The sequence below is a fragment of the Burkholderia sp. Ac-20353 genome, assembly GCF_017104785.1.
Lineage (GTDB): Bacteria > Pseudomonadota > Gammaproteobacteria > Burkholderiales > Burkholderiaceae > Burkholderia.
On record NZ_JAAGPL010000206.1, the window covers coordinates 1 to 14,566 of the forward strand.

15 protein-coding genes are annotated in these 14,566 nt (G+C 68.1%); 6 read left to right on the forward strand and 9 right to left on the reverse strand.

Features of this window, described 5'->3' with window-relative positions; translation table 11 throughout:
- Positions 1-1,780 (reverse strand): phosphodiesterase (locus G3N94_RS34180; protein ID WP_205798276.1); only part of this gene is annotated, 1,780 nt, incomplete at its 3' end.
- Positions 1,781-1,922: 142 nt separating this feature from the next.
- Entirely contained in the window at positions 1,923-2,966 is a 1,044-nt protein-coding gene (locus G3N94_RS34185) for a bile acid:sodium symporter family protein (protein ID WP_205798278.1), read from the reverse strand.
- Between the two features lie 350 nt (positions 2,967-3,316).
- Here G3N94_RS34185 and G3N94_RS34190 point away from each other — a divergent pair, with 350 nt between their 5' ends.
- From G3N94_RS34190 to G3N94_RS34200, 3 genes are all read left to right on the forward strand, one after another.
- Positions 3,317-3,793, forward strand: coding sequence for a peptide-binding protein (locus G3N94_RS34190; RefSeq protein ID WP_205798280.1), 477 nt, complete (start codon positions 3,317-3,319; stop codon positions 3,791-3,793).
- Between the two features lie 343 nt (positions 3,794-4,136).
- Positions 4,137-5,213 carry a porin gene (locus G3N94_RS34195; RefSeq protein ID WP_205798282.1) on the forward strand — a complete coding sequence of 359 codons (1,077 nt, stop codon included), beginning with the start codon at positions 4,137-4,139 and terminating at the stop codon, positions 5,211-5,213.
- A 221-nt stretch (positions 5,214-5,434) separates the two neighbouring features.
- The gene (locus tag G3N94_RS34200) at positions 5,435-6,397 is read left to right on the forward strand and encodes a LysR family transcriptional regulator (RefSeq protein ID WP_124600141.1); all 963 of its coding nucleotides are present in this window, start codon (positions 5,435-5,437) and stop codon (positions 6,395-6,397) included.
- Positions 6,398-6,588: 191 nt separating this feature from the next.
- Here G3N94_RS34200 and G3N94_RS34205 read toward each other — a convergent pair whose 3' ends face one another.
- Positions 6,589-7,548 (reverse strand): nitronate monooxygenase family protein, encoded by a 960-nt coding sequence (locus G3N94_RS34205; RefSeq protein WP_205798284.1) that lies wholly within the window; start codon positions 7,546-7,548, stop codon positions 6,589-6,591.
- Positions 7,549-7,868: 320 nt separating this feature from the next.
- On the opposite strand from G3N94_RS34205, the gene G3N94_RS34210 reads away from it, so the two are divergent.
- Positions 7,869-8,765 carry an alpha/beta hydrolase gene (locus tag G3N94_RS34210; protein ID WP_205798286.1) on the forward strand — a complete coding sequence of 299 codons (897 nt, stop codon included), beginning with the start codon at positions 7,869-7,871 and terminating at the stop codon, positions 8,763-8,765.
- A 25-nt stretch (positions 8,766-8,790) separates the two neighbouring features.
- On the opposite strand, the gene G3N94_RS34215 is transcribed toward G3N94_RS34210, so the two are convergent.
- Positions 8,791-9,282 carry an Lrp/AsnC family transcriptional regulator gene (locus G3N94_RS34215; protein WP_205798288.1) on the reverse strand — a complete coding sequence of 164 codons (492 nt, stop codon included), beginning with the start codon at positions 9,280-9,282 and terminating at the stop codon, positions 8,791-8,793.
- 111 nt (positions 9,283-9,393) lie between these two features.
- Between G3N94_RS34215 and G3N94_RS34220 the strand changes: the two genes are divergently transcribed.
- Complete coding sequence (locus G3N94_RS34220; protein ID WP_205798291.1) at positions 9,394-10,302, forward strand: EamA family transporter; 909 nt, start codon at positions 9,394-9,396, stop codon at positions 10,300-10,302.
- A gap of 246 nt (positions 10,303-10,548) precedes the next feature.
- Here G3N94_RS34220 and G3N94_RS34225 read toward each other — a convergent pair whose 3' ends face one another.
- From G3N94_RS34225 to G3N94_RS34245, 5 genes are read right to left on the reverse strand one after another with little or no spacing between them, the layout of a single operon-like run.
- On the reverse strand, positions 10,549-10,746 hold the full coding sequence (locus G3N94_RS34225) for a DUF1289 domain-containing protein (protein ID WP_205798293.1): 198 nt from the start codon (positions 10,744-10,746) through the stop codon (positions 10,549-10,551).
- Positions 10,743-11,249, reverse strand: a complete 507-nt coding sequence (locus G3N94_RS34230) for a YbaK/EbsC family protein (protein ID WP_205798295.1) — start codon at positions 11,247-11,249, stop codon at positions 10,743-10,745. Before G3N94_RS34230 ends, G3N94_RS34225 begins: the two co-directional genes overlap by 4 nt.
- A 33-nt stretch (positions 11,250-11,282) precedes the next feature.
- On the reverse strand, positions 11,283-12,215 hold the full coding sequence (locus G3N94_RS34235; RefSeq protein ID WP_205798297.1) for a hydroxymethylglutaryl-CoA lyase: 933 nt from the start codon (positions 12,213-12,215) through the stop codon (positions 11,283-11,285).
- Positions 12,216-12,245: 30 nt separating this feature from the next.
- Positions 12,246-13,187 (reverse strand): glyoxylate/hydroxypyruvate reductase A, encoded by a 942-nt coding sequence (locus G3N94_RS34240; protein ID WP_205798299.1) that lies wholly within the window; start codon positions 13,185-13,187, stop codon positions 12,246-12,248.
- Positions 13,188-13,192: 5 nt separating this feature from the next.
- On the reverse strand, positions 13,193-13,630 hold the full coding sequence (locus G3N94_RS34245; protein WP_205798301.1) for a VOC family protein: 438 nt from the start codon (positions 13,628-13,630) through the stop codon (positions 13,193-13,195).
- Positions 13,631-13,869: 239 nt separating this feature from the next.
- On the opposite strand from G3N94_RS34245, the gene G3N94_RS34250 reads away from it, so the two are divergent.
- Positions 13,870-14,493, forward strand: a complete 624-nt coding sequence (locus G3N94_RS34250) for an alpha/beta hydrolase (protein WP_205798303.1) — start codon at positions 13,870-13,872, stop codon at positions 14,491-14,493.
- Positions 14,494-14,566 lie beyond the last annotated feature (73 nt).

Sequence of the window (14,566 nt, forward strand, 5' to 3'; positions counted from 1 at the left end):
CGGCGTCGAGATCGACGACCGCGAGCCCGCCGGGCTGCTGCTTCGCGCGCCGCTTCGCGAGCGCCGCGACCGACGCGATCTCGTCGCTGCCGTAGCGCATCGCGCGGTGCGCGCCCGCCGGCACGCCAACCGCGCCGATCGCCATCGTCACGAAGCCGAAGAACGCGGGGTTGCCTTGGCGATCCTCGCCGCGCAGCCCGCCCGAGCGCTGGTCGGCCTGCGTATAGAAGCGCTGCGCGCCGTCGTTGAAGCGCTGCATCGCGGCGGCTGCGCGCGCCTGCCAGTCGTCGCTCTGGAACAGCACGAGGAAATCGTCGCCGCCCACGTGGCCGAGGAAGTCGCGCTGCGGATCGCAGATGCCGGCCAGCACGGTTGCCGCGAACTTCAGCACCTCGTCGCCCTGCCAGTAGCCGTACTGGTCGTTGAACGGCTTGAACTGGTTCAGGTCGACGTAGCACGCGTAAAACCCGGCGTCGCGCTCGAGCAGCCGGTCGATGTGCGCGCTGATCGGGATGTTGCCGGGCAGGAACGTCAGCGGGTTCGCATAGCGGGCGGCCTCGATCCGCATCTCCGTCACCGCGCGCACGAGGCTTTCGCCGGTGCCGAGCCCGACGTAGCGGCCGTGCTCGGTGACCACGAAGCCGTCCGCGAGATAGCGCTGGTCGTTGCTCGCGAGCAGCGTCGCGAGCTGCTCGACCGTCGTCGAGTTTTCGATCATCAGCGGCGCGTCGTTCGCGAACTGCAGGCACGGCTTCTTGCCGAACACCTCGCGGTGGTACGGCAGCGCGAAGCGGTCCATGAAGCCGCGGCGGTTCACCAGCGCCACGGGCCGCTCGTGCTCGACGAGCGCGACCGCGTGCAGTCCCGGCATCCGGTTGAACAGGTCGAGCACGTCGTTGCTGGTCGCGTTGCGCGGCAGCGCCGGCGCGGCGACGAGCATTTTCGTCGCGATCGTGCCGGCCTGCGGCGCCGCGCGCGTCGCGCCTGGGAACACCGCGATGTGCGACGCGCGGATCGCGTCGCGCGCGGCCGGCGCGACGACCGCGGACGGCCGTGCGAGCGGGCGGCCGAGCAGAAAGCCCTGCACGCCGCAGATTCCCATGTCTCGCACGACGATCAGGTCGCGCGCGTGTTCGATCCCTTCCGCGATCAGCTTCGCGCCGCTCGCGCGCGCGAAGTGCTGCATCGCCTTGACCGCCTCGAACTTCAACGGATCGAGCGCGATGTCGTGGATGAAGAAACGGTCGATCTTCACGATGTCGGGACGCAGGCGCAGCCACAGATTCATGCTGGCGTTCGCGGTCCCGTAGTCGTCGAGCGCGAACTGCATGCCCGCGTCGCGCAGCGACGCGACGGCGGGCGCGACGAGCGCGAGATCGGGCATCGCGTTCTGCTCGGTCAGCTCGATCACGATGCGCTCGGCGGCGATCCGCGCACGCCCGAGCAGCACGCGCTCGCGTTCGCGCGCGAGCTGCAGGATGGCGCCGGCGCTGAAGTTGAGGAACAGCTTGCCGTCGCGGCCAAGCGCCGCGAACGCGTCGAGACAGGTGATGGCGGCCGCGTGCTCGAGTGCGACGGTCTCGCCTTCGCGCGCGGCCTGTGCGAACAGCGCGGCCGGCAGCTCGAGGTCGGTGCCGCGCGGGCCGCGGATCAGGCCCTCGTAGCCGATGACGGTGCCCGAGCCGATGTCGACGATCGGCTGGAACACGGCACCGAGCGCGCGCTCTGCGATCAGGCGCGACGTGCGGGTGGCATCGGGAGCGGCTGGTGGGGCGGACATGGGCGGCGCGGCCGAATCGACTGAACGCCCAGCATAACGGCGCCGCTCACGGAAAATTGAATGAAGATTTCGTGAAGCGATGCGCAATTCTGGTGCATCGCTTCACGCGGGCGCCGCCGTGCGCATCGGCGCCCGCCGCGGGTCAGCGCTTGCCGGCGCTCAGCGCAGCGGGTGCGGACACGACCCCGCCCGGCGCGGCGCCTTCGTCGCCCGCTTCGCTCAGGTCGCGCGCGCCCCAGCGCTGCGCGAGCGCCGCGCAGGCCATCAGCTGGATCTGGTGGAACAGCATCAGCGGCAGCACGATCGCGCCGACCGCATGCGCGGAGAAGATCACCTTCGCCATCGGCACGCCGGCGGCGAGGCTCTTCTTCGAGCCGCAGAAGATGATCGTGATCTGGTCGGCGCGGTTGAAGCCGAGCCGCTTGGCGACGAACGTGGTCAGCAGCAGCGCGATCGCGAGCAGCAGCAGGTTCACCGCGAGCAGCCCGGCGAGCGCGCGCGGCGGGATCTGGTGCCAGAGGCCCTGGTCGACCGCCTCGCTGAACGCGACATAGACGACGAGCAGGATCGAGCCCTGGTCGACGAAGCGCAGCACGCCGCGATTGCGATCGACCCAGCCGCCGATCGCGGGCCGCAGCAGCTGCCCGGCGATGAACGGCACGAGCAGTTGCAGCACGATGCTGCCGACCGTGCTCCACGGCGACGCGGACGCGCCCGTCTGCGACGTGATCATCAGCCCGACGAGTGCCGGCGTGACGAAGATGCCGAGCAGGCTCGACGCCGATGCCGAGCAGACGGCCGCCGGCACGTTGCCTTTCGCGATCGATGTGAACGCGATCGACGACTGGACCGTCGACGGCAGCGTGCAGAGGAACAGCACACCCGCATAAAGCGCCGGCGTGACGAGCGGCTGCAGCACGGGTTTCAGCGCGAAGCCGAGCAGCGGGAACAGCGCGAAGGTGCTGAGCAGCACGACCGCGTGCAGCCGCCAGTGCGTCGCGCCTGCGACGACGGCCTCGCGCGACAGCTTCGCGCCATGCAGGAAGAACAGCAGGCCGACCGCGATGTTGGTCGCCCAGTTGAACGCATGGGCGGCGGCGCCGCGGCAGGGCAGGAGGCTCGCGAGCACGACGGTGCCGACGAGCGCGAGCGTGAAGTTGTCGGGGAGGAAGCGGGGACGGGCCATCGGAATCTCGATCGGGGCGGCTGGAATGCATGCCGCGTAGGTGCGCGGAAGCCCGTATTGTCCCGGTTGGTCATTCAATAAACAAATTCATTATGCGAATCGATTGATGATTCGCTTGCATGCCGGCGGCGCCGGTGCCGGACCCTGTCCGGATGACGAAATTGGCAGAAGAATGTTTGGCGCCCATCGGGCCCCTATGCGAAAAAACCTAGCAGTAACATGGTGTTACACCGATGCCGGCGACCTAACACTTTTTGGCTCGACACGAATTCGCCCCGCTCATAAATTACTGCTGAAAGGCTCGGGCTCGCCTATCCGGCGGGCGCGCGAGTGCAACCAGGCATTGAACGATGACGGAACGGGTGAAACGGAAGATCGGACGGTGGGCGGCAGGCGTGCTCGGTGCGCTCCTGGTGCCGCTCGCGCTTGCGCATCCCCCGCACGGCGGACACGGTTTCGGCGGCGGTGAGATGCGCGGGTACGGTCAGCCGTCCGGCGGCCCGCCTGTCTGGCATCGCGCACCGCAGGCAGGCGGTGGTGCACGCTTCGGCGCCGGCGTGAACGGCTATGGCGGCGCCCGCTGGGGCTTGCGGCCGACGCCGTCGTACGGCCACTACGCCGCGCAGAGCCCGTACCGGCCGATCAGTGCAGACGCGCGCCAGGTGCCGCGTCCGCCCGGCGGCGGAAACGTGCCGCTGCGTGCGGGCTCGATCCGCGCCGATGTCGCGCGCTACAACGAGGAGCGCGGCGGCCGGCCGCTGCCGCCGCCGCGATCGCAGGAAGAGCCTGCCCATTCGCCGTTTTTCTCGCCGTTCTACCGAAACTGAGCGCGCTCGCGTTCTGTCCCCCGCCGGCTGATGCAATTTCGCCACAGTCGGGCCCAGATTTCCGCTGATTTTCCCCCCGCATTGCGCTATCTTTCGCGCCCGGCTCGCGCGATGAGCGCCGCCGTGCCGCTGCGCGCCCCGTCCGCGTGTGGCCGTCGCGCCCCGCCAGTCCAAGCATCACCCGTGCGAAGTTAATGCCGCCGCTATACCCGCAATAAGCGCATGCAATTTTGACCGGACAAATGATCCGTAAAGATGGCTGCGCCCCAACACGACGCAAGCATCGGCTCCGATAACAACGCTAGCGCCGCACGATTCCTTTTCGACAATACCTGGAGATCCCATGAAAGCATTCGCTCGCCGTGCGTCGCGCACGTCCGTCAAGCTGGTCGCGGCCGCCGCCTGCGTCGCCGCCACCGCACCCGTTCATGCGCAGTCGAGCGTGTCGCTGTACGGGCAGGTCGACGAGTGGGTCGGCGCGACCAAATTCCCGGGCAGCGATCGCGCGTGGGGCGTGTCGGGCGGCGGGATGTCGACGTCGTACTGGGGGATGCACGGCGCCGAGGATCTCGGCGGCGGCTACAAGGCGATCTTCACGCTGGAAAGCTTCTTCCGCGCGCAGAACGGCCAGTTCGGCCGCTTCAACGGCGACACCTTCTTCGCGCGCAACGCGTACGTCGGCATCAGCGCGCCGTACGGCACCGTGACGGCCGGCCGCCTGACGACGCACCTGTTCCTGTCGACGATCCTGTTCAACCCGTTCTTCGACTCGTACGTGTTCTCGCCGATGGTCTATCACACGTTCCTCGGCCTCGGCACGTTCCCGACCTATCCGAGCGACCAGGGCGCGGTCGGCGATTCGGGCTGGAACAATGCGGTGTCGTATACGTCGCCGGCATTCGGCGGCTTCAACTTCGGCGCGATGTACGCATTCGGCAACCAGGCCGGCGACAACGGTTCGAAGAAGTGGAGTGCTCAGTTCAACTATGCGAACGGCCCGTTCGCGGCGACCGCCGTGTACCAGTACGTGAACTTCAATAACGGTCCGCGCGACCTGAGCTCGCTCGTGACGGGCCTGAAGAGCCAGGGCATCGCGCAGGTCGGCGCGACTTACGACCTGAAGCTCGTGAAGCTGTTCGCGCAATACATGTATACGAAGAATGACCAGGTCGCGGGCAGCTGGCACGTGAACACCGGGCAGGGCGGCGTGCTGGTGCCGCTCGGCGCCGGCAGCGCGATGGCGTCGTATGCGTATTCGCGTGACGCGGGCGGCCTGAACCAGACGCGCCAGACTTGGGCGGTCGGTTACGACTATCCGCTGTCGAAGCGCACCGACGTGTACGCCGCGTACATGAACGACCACATCAACAGCCTGTCGAACGGCAACACGTTCGGCGCGGGCATCCGCGCGAAGTTCTGACCCCGCAGGCGTCCGGTCGCGCAAGCCGTTCCGCCGCGTAAGCTGTCCCGCGGCGCAGGCTATCCCGCGGCGTAAGCTGTCCCCGATTCGCACCCTGTTTCATTTTCTTGAACGGCGCCGCCTATTGCGGCGCCGTTTTGCCTTTGTTGACCTTTCTGTTTCCGCTCTTTTGCTACCCTATCTCGTAATTTCACGATTCTCAGGAATTCCGGGCTAGTTCAATGGATACCCTCGTCAGCATGAATGTGTTTCGCTACGTCGTCGAAGTGGGCAGCTTCGTCGGCGCGGCGGAGCGCATGCAGATGTCGGCGGCGATGGCGAGCAAGCATGTGATGCACCTCGAGCAGCAGCTCGGTGCACGACTGCTGCATCGCACGACCCGTCGCGTCGCGCCGACCGAGGCGGGACGCGAATACTACGAGCGCCTCGTGCAGGCGTTGTCCGAACTCGACGAAGCCGGGCAGGCGGTCGGCGCGGCGAGCGTCGTGCCGCAGGGCCGGCTGCGCGTGACGTCGCTGTCCGCGTTCGGGCTGCGGCACGTGATGCAGGCGGTGACCGATTACGCGGACCGTTTTCCGGATGTGACGGTCGACATGACGCTGTCCGATCGTGTCGTCGACCTGATCGAGGAAGGCTACGATGTTGCGGTGCGCGCAGCGCCGAGCGGGCTGAAGTCGTCGTCGCTGGTCGCGCGGCAGATCGCGACCGCGCACATCCTGCTCGTCGCGTCGCCCGAGTATCTCGAGAAGCGCGGCACGCCGCAGACGATCGCCGATCTCGCGCACCACAACTACCTGCGCCGCGATTCGCATTCGACGATGCTCGATTCGCTGGTGATCGACGCGGCGGCAGCGTCGCGCGTGACGCTCAACGGCAACCTGATCGTCAATCACCTCGAAGGGCTGCGCGCCGCCGTGCTCGCCGGCGCGGGCATCGCGCTGCTCGGCACCGAAGTGGTCGGCGACGACCTCGAGTCCGGCCGGCTCGTGCCGGTGCTGCTCGACGCGGTGCCGCCGCACGAGGCGCCGATCTACGCGGTCTACGCGAGCCGCCGTCACGTGTCGGCGAAGGTGCGCTCGTTCGTCGATTTCCTCGCCGCGCGGTTCGAGGGCCAGTCGCTGTGCCCGTCGATCGAGGCGCGGCTGCGCGTGCTGCCGATTACGCGGATCAAGCGCGCGGGCTGAGCCGCGCTTCCCTGCGCTTCCCTGCGCTTCCCCGCGCTTCCCCGCGCTTCCCCGCGCTTCCCCGCGCTTCCCCGAGTTTCGGGCGGGCCATGAAAAAAGCGCGAACCGATTTTTGCGGTTCGCGCTTTTCGTTTTGTCCGACGTTTGTGCGGCGGCGGCGCGTCGCCGGCCGCCGCCATCGCCGCGCCGCGTCAGCGCGCGATGCCGAGCCGCGCCTTCGCGGCGTCGTATTCGCTCTTCAGGCGCGCGACGAGCGCGCCGACGCTCGGCAGGTCGTCCATCAGGCCGACGGCCTGGCCCGCGCCCCAGATGTCCTTCCACGCCTTCGCCTTGTCGCCGCCGAAGTTCATCTTCGACTTGTCCGATTCCGGCAGCGCGTCCGGATCGAGGCCGGCCTTCTCGATGCTCTCGCGGATGTAGTTGCCGTGCACGCCGGTGAAAAGGTTCGTATAGACGATGTCGGCGGATTTCGCGCTGAGGATCGCGCGCTTGTAGTCCTCGACCGCGTGCGCTTCCTGCGTCGCGATGAAGCGCGTGCCCATGTACGCGAGGTCGGCGCCCATTGCCTGCGCGGCGAGGATCGAGCCGCCGTTCGCGATCGCGCCGGACAGCACGATCGGGCCGTCGAACATCCTGCGCACTTCGCCGACGAGCGCGAACGGCGACGTCGTGCCCGCGTGGCCGCCGGCGCCGGCCGCGACGAGGATCAGCCCGTCGACACCCGCTTCGAGCGCTTTTTGCGCGTGGCGCAGGTTGATCACGTCATGCAGCACGATGCCGCCGTAGCTGTGCACCGCATCGACGATCTCGCGCGCGGGCGCGCGCAGGCTCGTGATGAAGATCGGCACCTTGTGATCGACGCACACGCGCACGTCGTGCTCGAGCCGCGCGTTCGACTGGTGGACGATCTGGTTCACCGCGATCGGGCCGATCACCGCATCGGGATGCTTCGCCTTGTGGTCGGCGAGTTCGGTCTGGATCTGCGTGAGCCACTCGTCGAGCAGCTCGGCCGGGCGCGCGTTCAGCGCGGGAAACGAACCGACGATGCCCGCCTTGCATTGCGCGAGCACGAGTTCGGGATAGCTGACGATGAACATCGGCGACGCGATGACGGGCAGCGTCAGTTGCTGCAGGACGGCGGGCAGTGCCATGTGAAGTCTCCATGTGTCGACCGGCGTTGGCGCTTCCGCGCTGACGCCGGTCGTATGCAAAGCTTATGCAAAGCAGATCGTGATCGTACACGGCGGCGCGAACGGCGCTTCGCGTGTATCCGGTGTCGCCTCCCGGGCAAGGCCGGCGTTTCATAATAATACGAACGATCGTGCGATTGGATGCGAGCGTATCAAATCACGCCGAACGCGCGCAATCGAGTGAGTGCTCTCTTTCTACGAATTCGGGTATCCACGTCGCTGTGCGGTTTCGAACGCGCTCCTACAATAGCCGCCTATAACAATCCAACGAGAAACACACCATGTCGTTTGAGGCATTCGTACCGTTTCGCGTAACGGTGCAGGACACCGACATCTTCGGCGTCAAAGGAGGCGCGGGGCCACCGCTTCTGCTGCTGCACGGCCATCCGCAAACCCACATGATCTGGCATCGCGTTGCCGCGACGCTCGCGAATCATTTCACGGTGATCGCGACCGACCTGCGCGGCTACGGCGCGTCGGGCAAACCCGAGAGCGATGCGCAGCACACGCCGTATTCGAAGCGCGCGATGGCGGCCGACCAGGTCGCGGTGATGCGGCAGTTCGGCTTCGAGCGTTTCTACGTGTGCGCGCACGATCGCGGCGCGCGCGTCGCGCACCGGCTCGCGCTCGATCATGCCGACGCGGTCGAACGGATGATGCTGCTCGACATCGCGCCGACGCTCGCGATGTACGAGAAGACCGATCGCGCGTTCGCGACTGCATACTTCCACTGGTTCTTCCTGATCCAGCCCGAGCCGCTGCCGGAGACGCTGATCGGCGGTAACACCGACGCGTATATCGAGCGCGTGATGGGCAACCGCTCGGCGGGCCTTGCGCCGTTCGCGCCGGAGGCGCTCGCCGCGTATCGCGCCGCGCTCGCGCAGCCGGGCGCCGTGCATGCGATGTGCGAGGACTATCGCGCGTCGGCGACGATCGATCTGGAACACGATCGCGAGGATCTCGAGCGTGGCAACAAGGTTGCGTGCCCGCTGCGCGTGCTGTGGGGCGAGAACGGGATCGTCGGCCATTGCTTCGATCCGCTCGACGAATGGCGGCACGTCGCGCGCGACGTCAGCGGCCGCGCGGTCGGCTGCGGGCACTACATTCCGGAAGAGGCGCCCGTCGACCTGATCGACGAAATACTGGCGTTCTTCGAGGCGCGTGATCCGGTCGCATGATTCGGCCGCGTGATCCGGTCGCACATCAGCGGTGCGCCGCGTCGTCGTCCGCGAGCGGCGGCAGCCGGCGCGGCACGGGCGTCGACTTGACGATCGCGGTGCTGGTTTCCGCGCGCTCCGTCACCTTCGACAGGATCCCGTCGAGTTGCTCGATCGTGCGCAGGTAGAGCCGGCAGATGAAGCAGTCGTCGCCCGTCACCTTGTCGCATTCGACGAACTCGGGAATGCGCCGCAACAACTCCTCGACGAGATGCAGCTGCCCGGGCAGCGGCTTCACGCGCACGATCGCCTGCAGCGTGTAGCCGAGCGCGCGCGGATCGAGCTCGACCGTGAATCCCGCGATCACGCCCTGCGCTTCGAGCCGCCGCACGCGGTCGGCGGTGGCGGGCGCCGACAGGCCGATCTGCCGCGCGAGCTCGCTGGTCGCGATGCGCGCATCGTCGGCGAGCGCGGCGAGGATCGCGCGGTCGGTCGCGTCGAGCGACGCGACCGCAGGCGGTGAAAGGCGTTTTGTCATGGTGACTTTGCTTTCGAAGGTGAAGTGGCGGATTTGCTTCAGTTTAGTCGTGGAGATCGCGAAAGCAAGTTTCTAGAATCGAAGTCATCCAATCCCTCAAAGGAAACCGTGATGGCCTCGAACGAAATTCGCCGCGGCGCCGCCGAGATGGTTGCTGCGATGCTGATGTCCGGCACGATCGGCTGGCTCGTGATGTCGTCGCGGCAGCCGCTCGCGAACGTGGTGTTCTTCCGCTGCGTGTTCGGCGGCGCGACGCTCGTGCTCGTCTGTGCGGCGCTCGGCCTGTTGCGCCGCTCGCTGTTCTCGTGGCGCATGCTCGGCCTCACCGCGCTCGGCAGCGTCGCGATCGTCGCGAACTGGCTGCTGCTGTTCGCCGCGTATTCGCGTGCATCGATCTCGATGGCGACCGCCGTCTACAACACGCAGCCGTTCATGCTCGTCGCGCTCGGCGCGATCGTGTTCCGCGAGCGGGTCACCGCGTCGACGCTCGCGTGGATGCTGCTCGCGTTTGTCGGCCTCGTCTGCGTGGTGCGTGTCGAGCCGGCCGTGCTCGCGGTGCCGGGCGCATACGTCGAAGGCGTCGCGCTCGCGCTCGCGCTCGGCGCGGCGTTCCTGTATGCGGTGTCGTCGATCATCACGAAGCACCTGAAGGGCACGCCGCCGCATCTGCTCGCGCTGCTGCAGGTCGGGCTCGGCGTCGTGATGCTCGCGCCGTTCGCGCACTTCGACACGCTGCCGGCGACGCCCGCGCAGTGGCTCGACCTCGTCGTGCTCGGCGTCGTGAACACGGGCGTGATGTACGTGCTGCTGTACGGCGCGATCCAGAAGCTGCCGACCGCGATGACGGGCGCGCTGTCGTTCGTCTATCCGGTCGTCGCGATCGTGGTCGACCGCATCGCGTTCGGGCAGACGCTCGCGTGGACGCAGGTGCTCGGCGCGCTGCTGATCCTGCTCGCGGCGGCCGGCGTCAACCTTGGCTGGCGCATCGTGCCGGGGCGCCGGATGGCTACCGGAAGCTGAAACGGTCGTGCGATTCAGTTCACCGCTACGGCGCGCGGCGACGGTGTCAGGCGTGTGTGAAAACGACGCAACGCCACGACGCGCGCGGCACATCGGGCACGTCTGTATTGCGTTGTAAGAAGTTGTAGGGAAACACCCGATGCGATGCGAACGGCGTCGCTCGTATGATGCGGTGTGTGACGTTGATCACGTTCACAGGATTCCGATTCGAGATGCCGTTCGCCCGACAGGCCGAACGGCATTTTTTTAAGCATCGCTTGAGGACAGCTCGCGCCGCGCGTCCAGCCGCGCGAGCACCGCGCGCTTCGCGTCGTCGTCCGACGCGCGCCACGCCTTGATTTCGTCGCGGGTCCGCAGGCAGCCCGCGCACCATTCGGTGCGCGGATCGATCTTGCACACGCCCGTGCACGGCGACGCGACGGCGCTTTCCGGGACGTCGCTCATGCGGTTTCGCGCAGCGCGACGTCCGCGACCGGCGCGCCGGTCAGCGTGACGAGCTCCTGCGGCGACAGGTTGAACACCGCGTGCGGATGGCCGGCTGCTGCCCACAGGCTGTCGAGCGCGAGCAGGTCGGCGTCGATCAGCGTGACGGGTTCGACGAGATGGCCGATCGGGCATACGCCGCCGATCGCATAGCCCGTGTTGTCGCGCACGAATTTCGCGTCGGCGCGGCCGACCTCGCCGACCTGCGCGGCGACCTTCTTCTCGTCGACCCGGTTCACGCCGCTCGCGACCACCAGCACCGGCGCACCGTCAGCCTGGCGGCGAAACAGGATCGACTTCGCGATCTGCGCGACCGAGCAGCCGAGCCCGGCCGCCGCCTCGGCGGAGGTCTTGCCGGTTTCGGCGAGCATCACGATGCCTTTCGCGTGGCCGCGCTCGCGCAGCAGCATCGCGACGCGTCGCGCGGAATCGGGGAGGGAGTCGAGTGCAGCAGGTGTCGTCATGGTAAGGAATCCGTTGGATGCATGATGCCAGGGTCAGACGCAGCTCGACGCGTCGGCCGCGCTTTGCGCTTTCGCGATGAGTGCACGGCCGGCGCGCGACACGTTCGCGCGGCCGATCGCGTTCGAGATGAACTCGCCGGCGGCGACGACCTGCGCGAGATCGACGCCCGTGTCGATGCCGAGGCCCTGCATCAGGTACAGCACGTCCTCGGTCGCGACGTTGCCGGTCGCCCCCTTCGCGTACGGACAGCCGCCGAGGCCCGCGACCGATGCGTGGAAGATTTCGATGCCTTCGAACAGCGCCGCGTAGATGTTCGCGAGCGCCTGGCCGTAGGTGTCGTGGAAATGGCCCGACAGGCGCTCGCGCGGAAACACGCGCGTGACGGCCGCGAGCACTTCGCGCGTGCGTTTCGGCGTGCCGACGCCAATCGTGTCCGCGATGTCGATCTCGTCGCAGCCGAGCGCCGCGAAGCGCTCGACGACGTCGACGACCGACGCGACCGGCACATCGCCCTGGTACGGACAGCCGAGCGTGCACGACACGCTGCCGCGCAGCCGCAGGCCCGCGTCCTTCGCTGCCTTCGCGACCGGCTCGAAGCGCGCGATGCTTTCCGCGATGCTGCAGTTGATGTTGCGCTGCGAGAACGCTTCGCTCGCCGCGCCGAAGATCACCACCTCGTCCGCGCGCGCGGCGAGCGCACCCTCGAAACCCTTCAGGTTCGGCGTGAGCACCGAGTAGATCGTGCCGGCGCGCCGCTCGATGCCGGCCATCACGTCGGCGCCGTCGGCCATCTGCGGCACCCATTTCGGCGACACGAACGACGCGGCTTCGACGTTGCGGAAGCCGGCGCGCGACAGGCGGTCGACGAGCGCGATCTTCACGTCGGTGGGCACGAAGGTCTTCTCGTTCTGCAGTCCGTCGCGCGGGCCGACTTCGACGATCTTGACGGCGGTGGGGAAGGTCATGGCTGTCTCCTTGTATTTGAAATCGGATATTCAATAGCCGCGCGCGTAGTCGACGACGCCGCTGACCGGCTCGCCGCGCTCGAACGCGCGGATCTTGCCGGCGATCTGCTCGATGGCATCCATGCGCAGCGTCTCGGCCGAGCTGTGCGGCGTGATCGTGACGCGCGGCGCGTGCCAGAACGGATGGTCTTCCGGCAGCGGTTCGTGCTGGAACACGTCGAGCGTCGCCGCCGCGATGCTGCCGCTTGCGAGCGCGTCGAGCAGGTCGGTTTCGACGAGATGCGCGCCGCGCGCGACGTTGATCACGTACGCACCCGGCGCGAGACGCGCGAACGTGCGCGCGTCGAGGATCCCGTCGGTGTCCGGCGTGCTCGGCAGCAGGTTGACGAGCACTTTCGCGCCGTCGATGCACGCGTCGAATTCGGCTTCGCCCGCGTAGGTCGCGATGCCGTCGAGCTGCTTCGGGCTGCGGCTGTAACCGCGCACCGGCAGCCCGAGCCCGGCGAGCGCGCGCGCGACCTGCGCACCGAGCACGCCGAGGCCGAGCACCGCGACCGTAAAGGTCGCGCGCGGGTGCGGCTCGAGCGCCTGCCAACGGCGTGCGCGCTGCAGCGCGTCGTATTCGTCGAAGCGGCGCAGGTAGCGCAGCACCGCGTGCGTCACGTATTCGACCATCTGCTGCGCCATCCCCGAATCCTCGAGGCGCACGAGCGGGATACCGCGAGGCAGCGTGCCGGGATGCTCGCGCTCCAGCTCGAGCAGCGCGTCGACGCCGGCGCCGAGGTTGAAGATCGCGCGCAGGCCGTCGCGCGGCGCGAACAGCTCGCGCGGCGCGCGCCACACGAGCGCGTAGTCGGCGGCGGCCGTGTCGCCTGGTTGCCACGCGCGCAGGTCGGCTTCGGGCAGTGCCTGCGCGAGCTCGGCGCGCCATGCGCCGGCGTCCTGGTACGACGAATGGAACAGGATCCGCATGCCGGTCACTTCGCGAACAGTTGGCCGATGTCGGCGAACGCCTCGAATTCGAGCGCGTTGCCGCACGGATCGAGGAAGAACATCGTCGCCTGCTCGCCGACTTCACCCTTGAAGCGGATGTGCGGCTCGATCACGAAGCGGGTGTGCGCGGCCTTGAGCCTGTCGGCGAGCGCATGCCATTCGTCCATCGCCAGCACGACGCCGAAGTGGCGCACCGGCACGTCGTCGCCGTCGACCGGGTTGACCGCGCTCGCGCCGGTTTCGTTCGGCGCGAGATGCGCGACGAGTTGATGGCCGAAGAAGTCGAAGTCGACCCAATGCCCGGAACTGCGGCCTTCCGGGCAGCCGAGCAGGCCACCGTAGAACGCGCGGGCGTCGGCGAGGCTCGACACGGGAAAGGCGAGATGGAACGGGCGCAGCGCGCCGGACGGCGAAGCGGGCATCGGGTGTCTCCTTTCTGGAAGCTCACATTCTACGGTTTCGCGCGCGGTTGCGTTGTGGTGACCGGGGGCGGGGCGCTTATACGGCGGGCAAACGCCGGGCAGGTGGCCGATGCGCGGCCGATGCGCGACGTGCAGCACGCCTGAATCCGCCGAAAAGCAAAGCACGAAATATTGGTTCGGCCGCCACGCGCGGCGCGCCACAATCGAGCTTCGTGTATCAGCTAGCGAGGGGGATCATGATGCGCGCATGCAGCAAATCGGCCTGGCCGCCGCGGCTCGTCACCGTTCCCGGCCTGCACGGCAGCGAAGGCGCTCACTGGCAGACCTGGCTCGAGCGGCAGTTTCCGCGTTCGTTGCGTGTCGAGCAGCACGACTGGGACGCGCCGGATCTCGCGGGCTGGGCGCAGTCGGTGCGCGCGCTGCTCGAACGCGAGCGCGGTCCGTTCGTGCTCGCCGCGCACAGCTTCGGCTGCCTCGCCGCCGCGCATGCGCTCGCGCAGTGCCCACAGGCGGGCGACGTCGCCGGCGTGCTGCTCGTCGCGCCCGCGAGCCCGCAAAAATTCACGTTCGCGGGGCCTTTCGATGCGCGGCGTCTCGTCGTGCCGTCGATCGTGATCGGCAGCGAGACCGATCCATGGATGTCGCTCGGCGACGCTCGCACGCTCGCGCAGCGGCTCGGCAGCGCGTTCGTCAATCTCGGCGACGCGGGCCATATCAACACCGCGGCCGGCTTCGGGCCGTGGCCGCGCGCGAAATATTTCATCGATACGCTCGTGCATTGCGCGGCGCCGCTGCGCTTTCGCGACGAAGCGGGGGAGTTCGAGCCGGCCTTCGTCGGCGGCCCGCTCGCGCAAGCGGTGTGACGCCGGAAACCGCGGATCAGCCCGCTGTCGACGCGGCGGCGGCCGATGCCGCGCCCGGCGCGCCGGCGGCGGG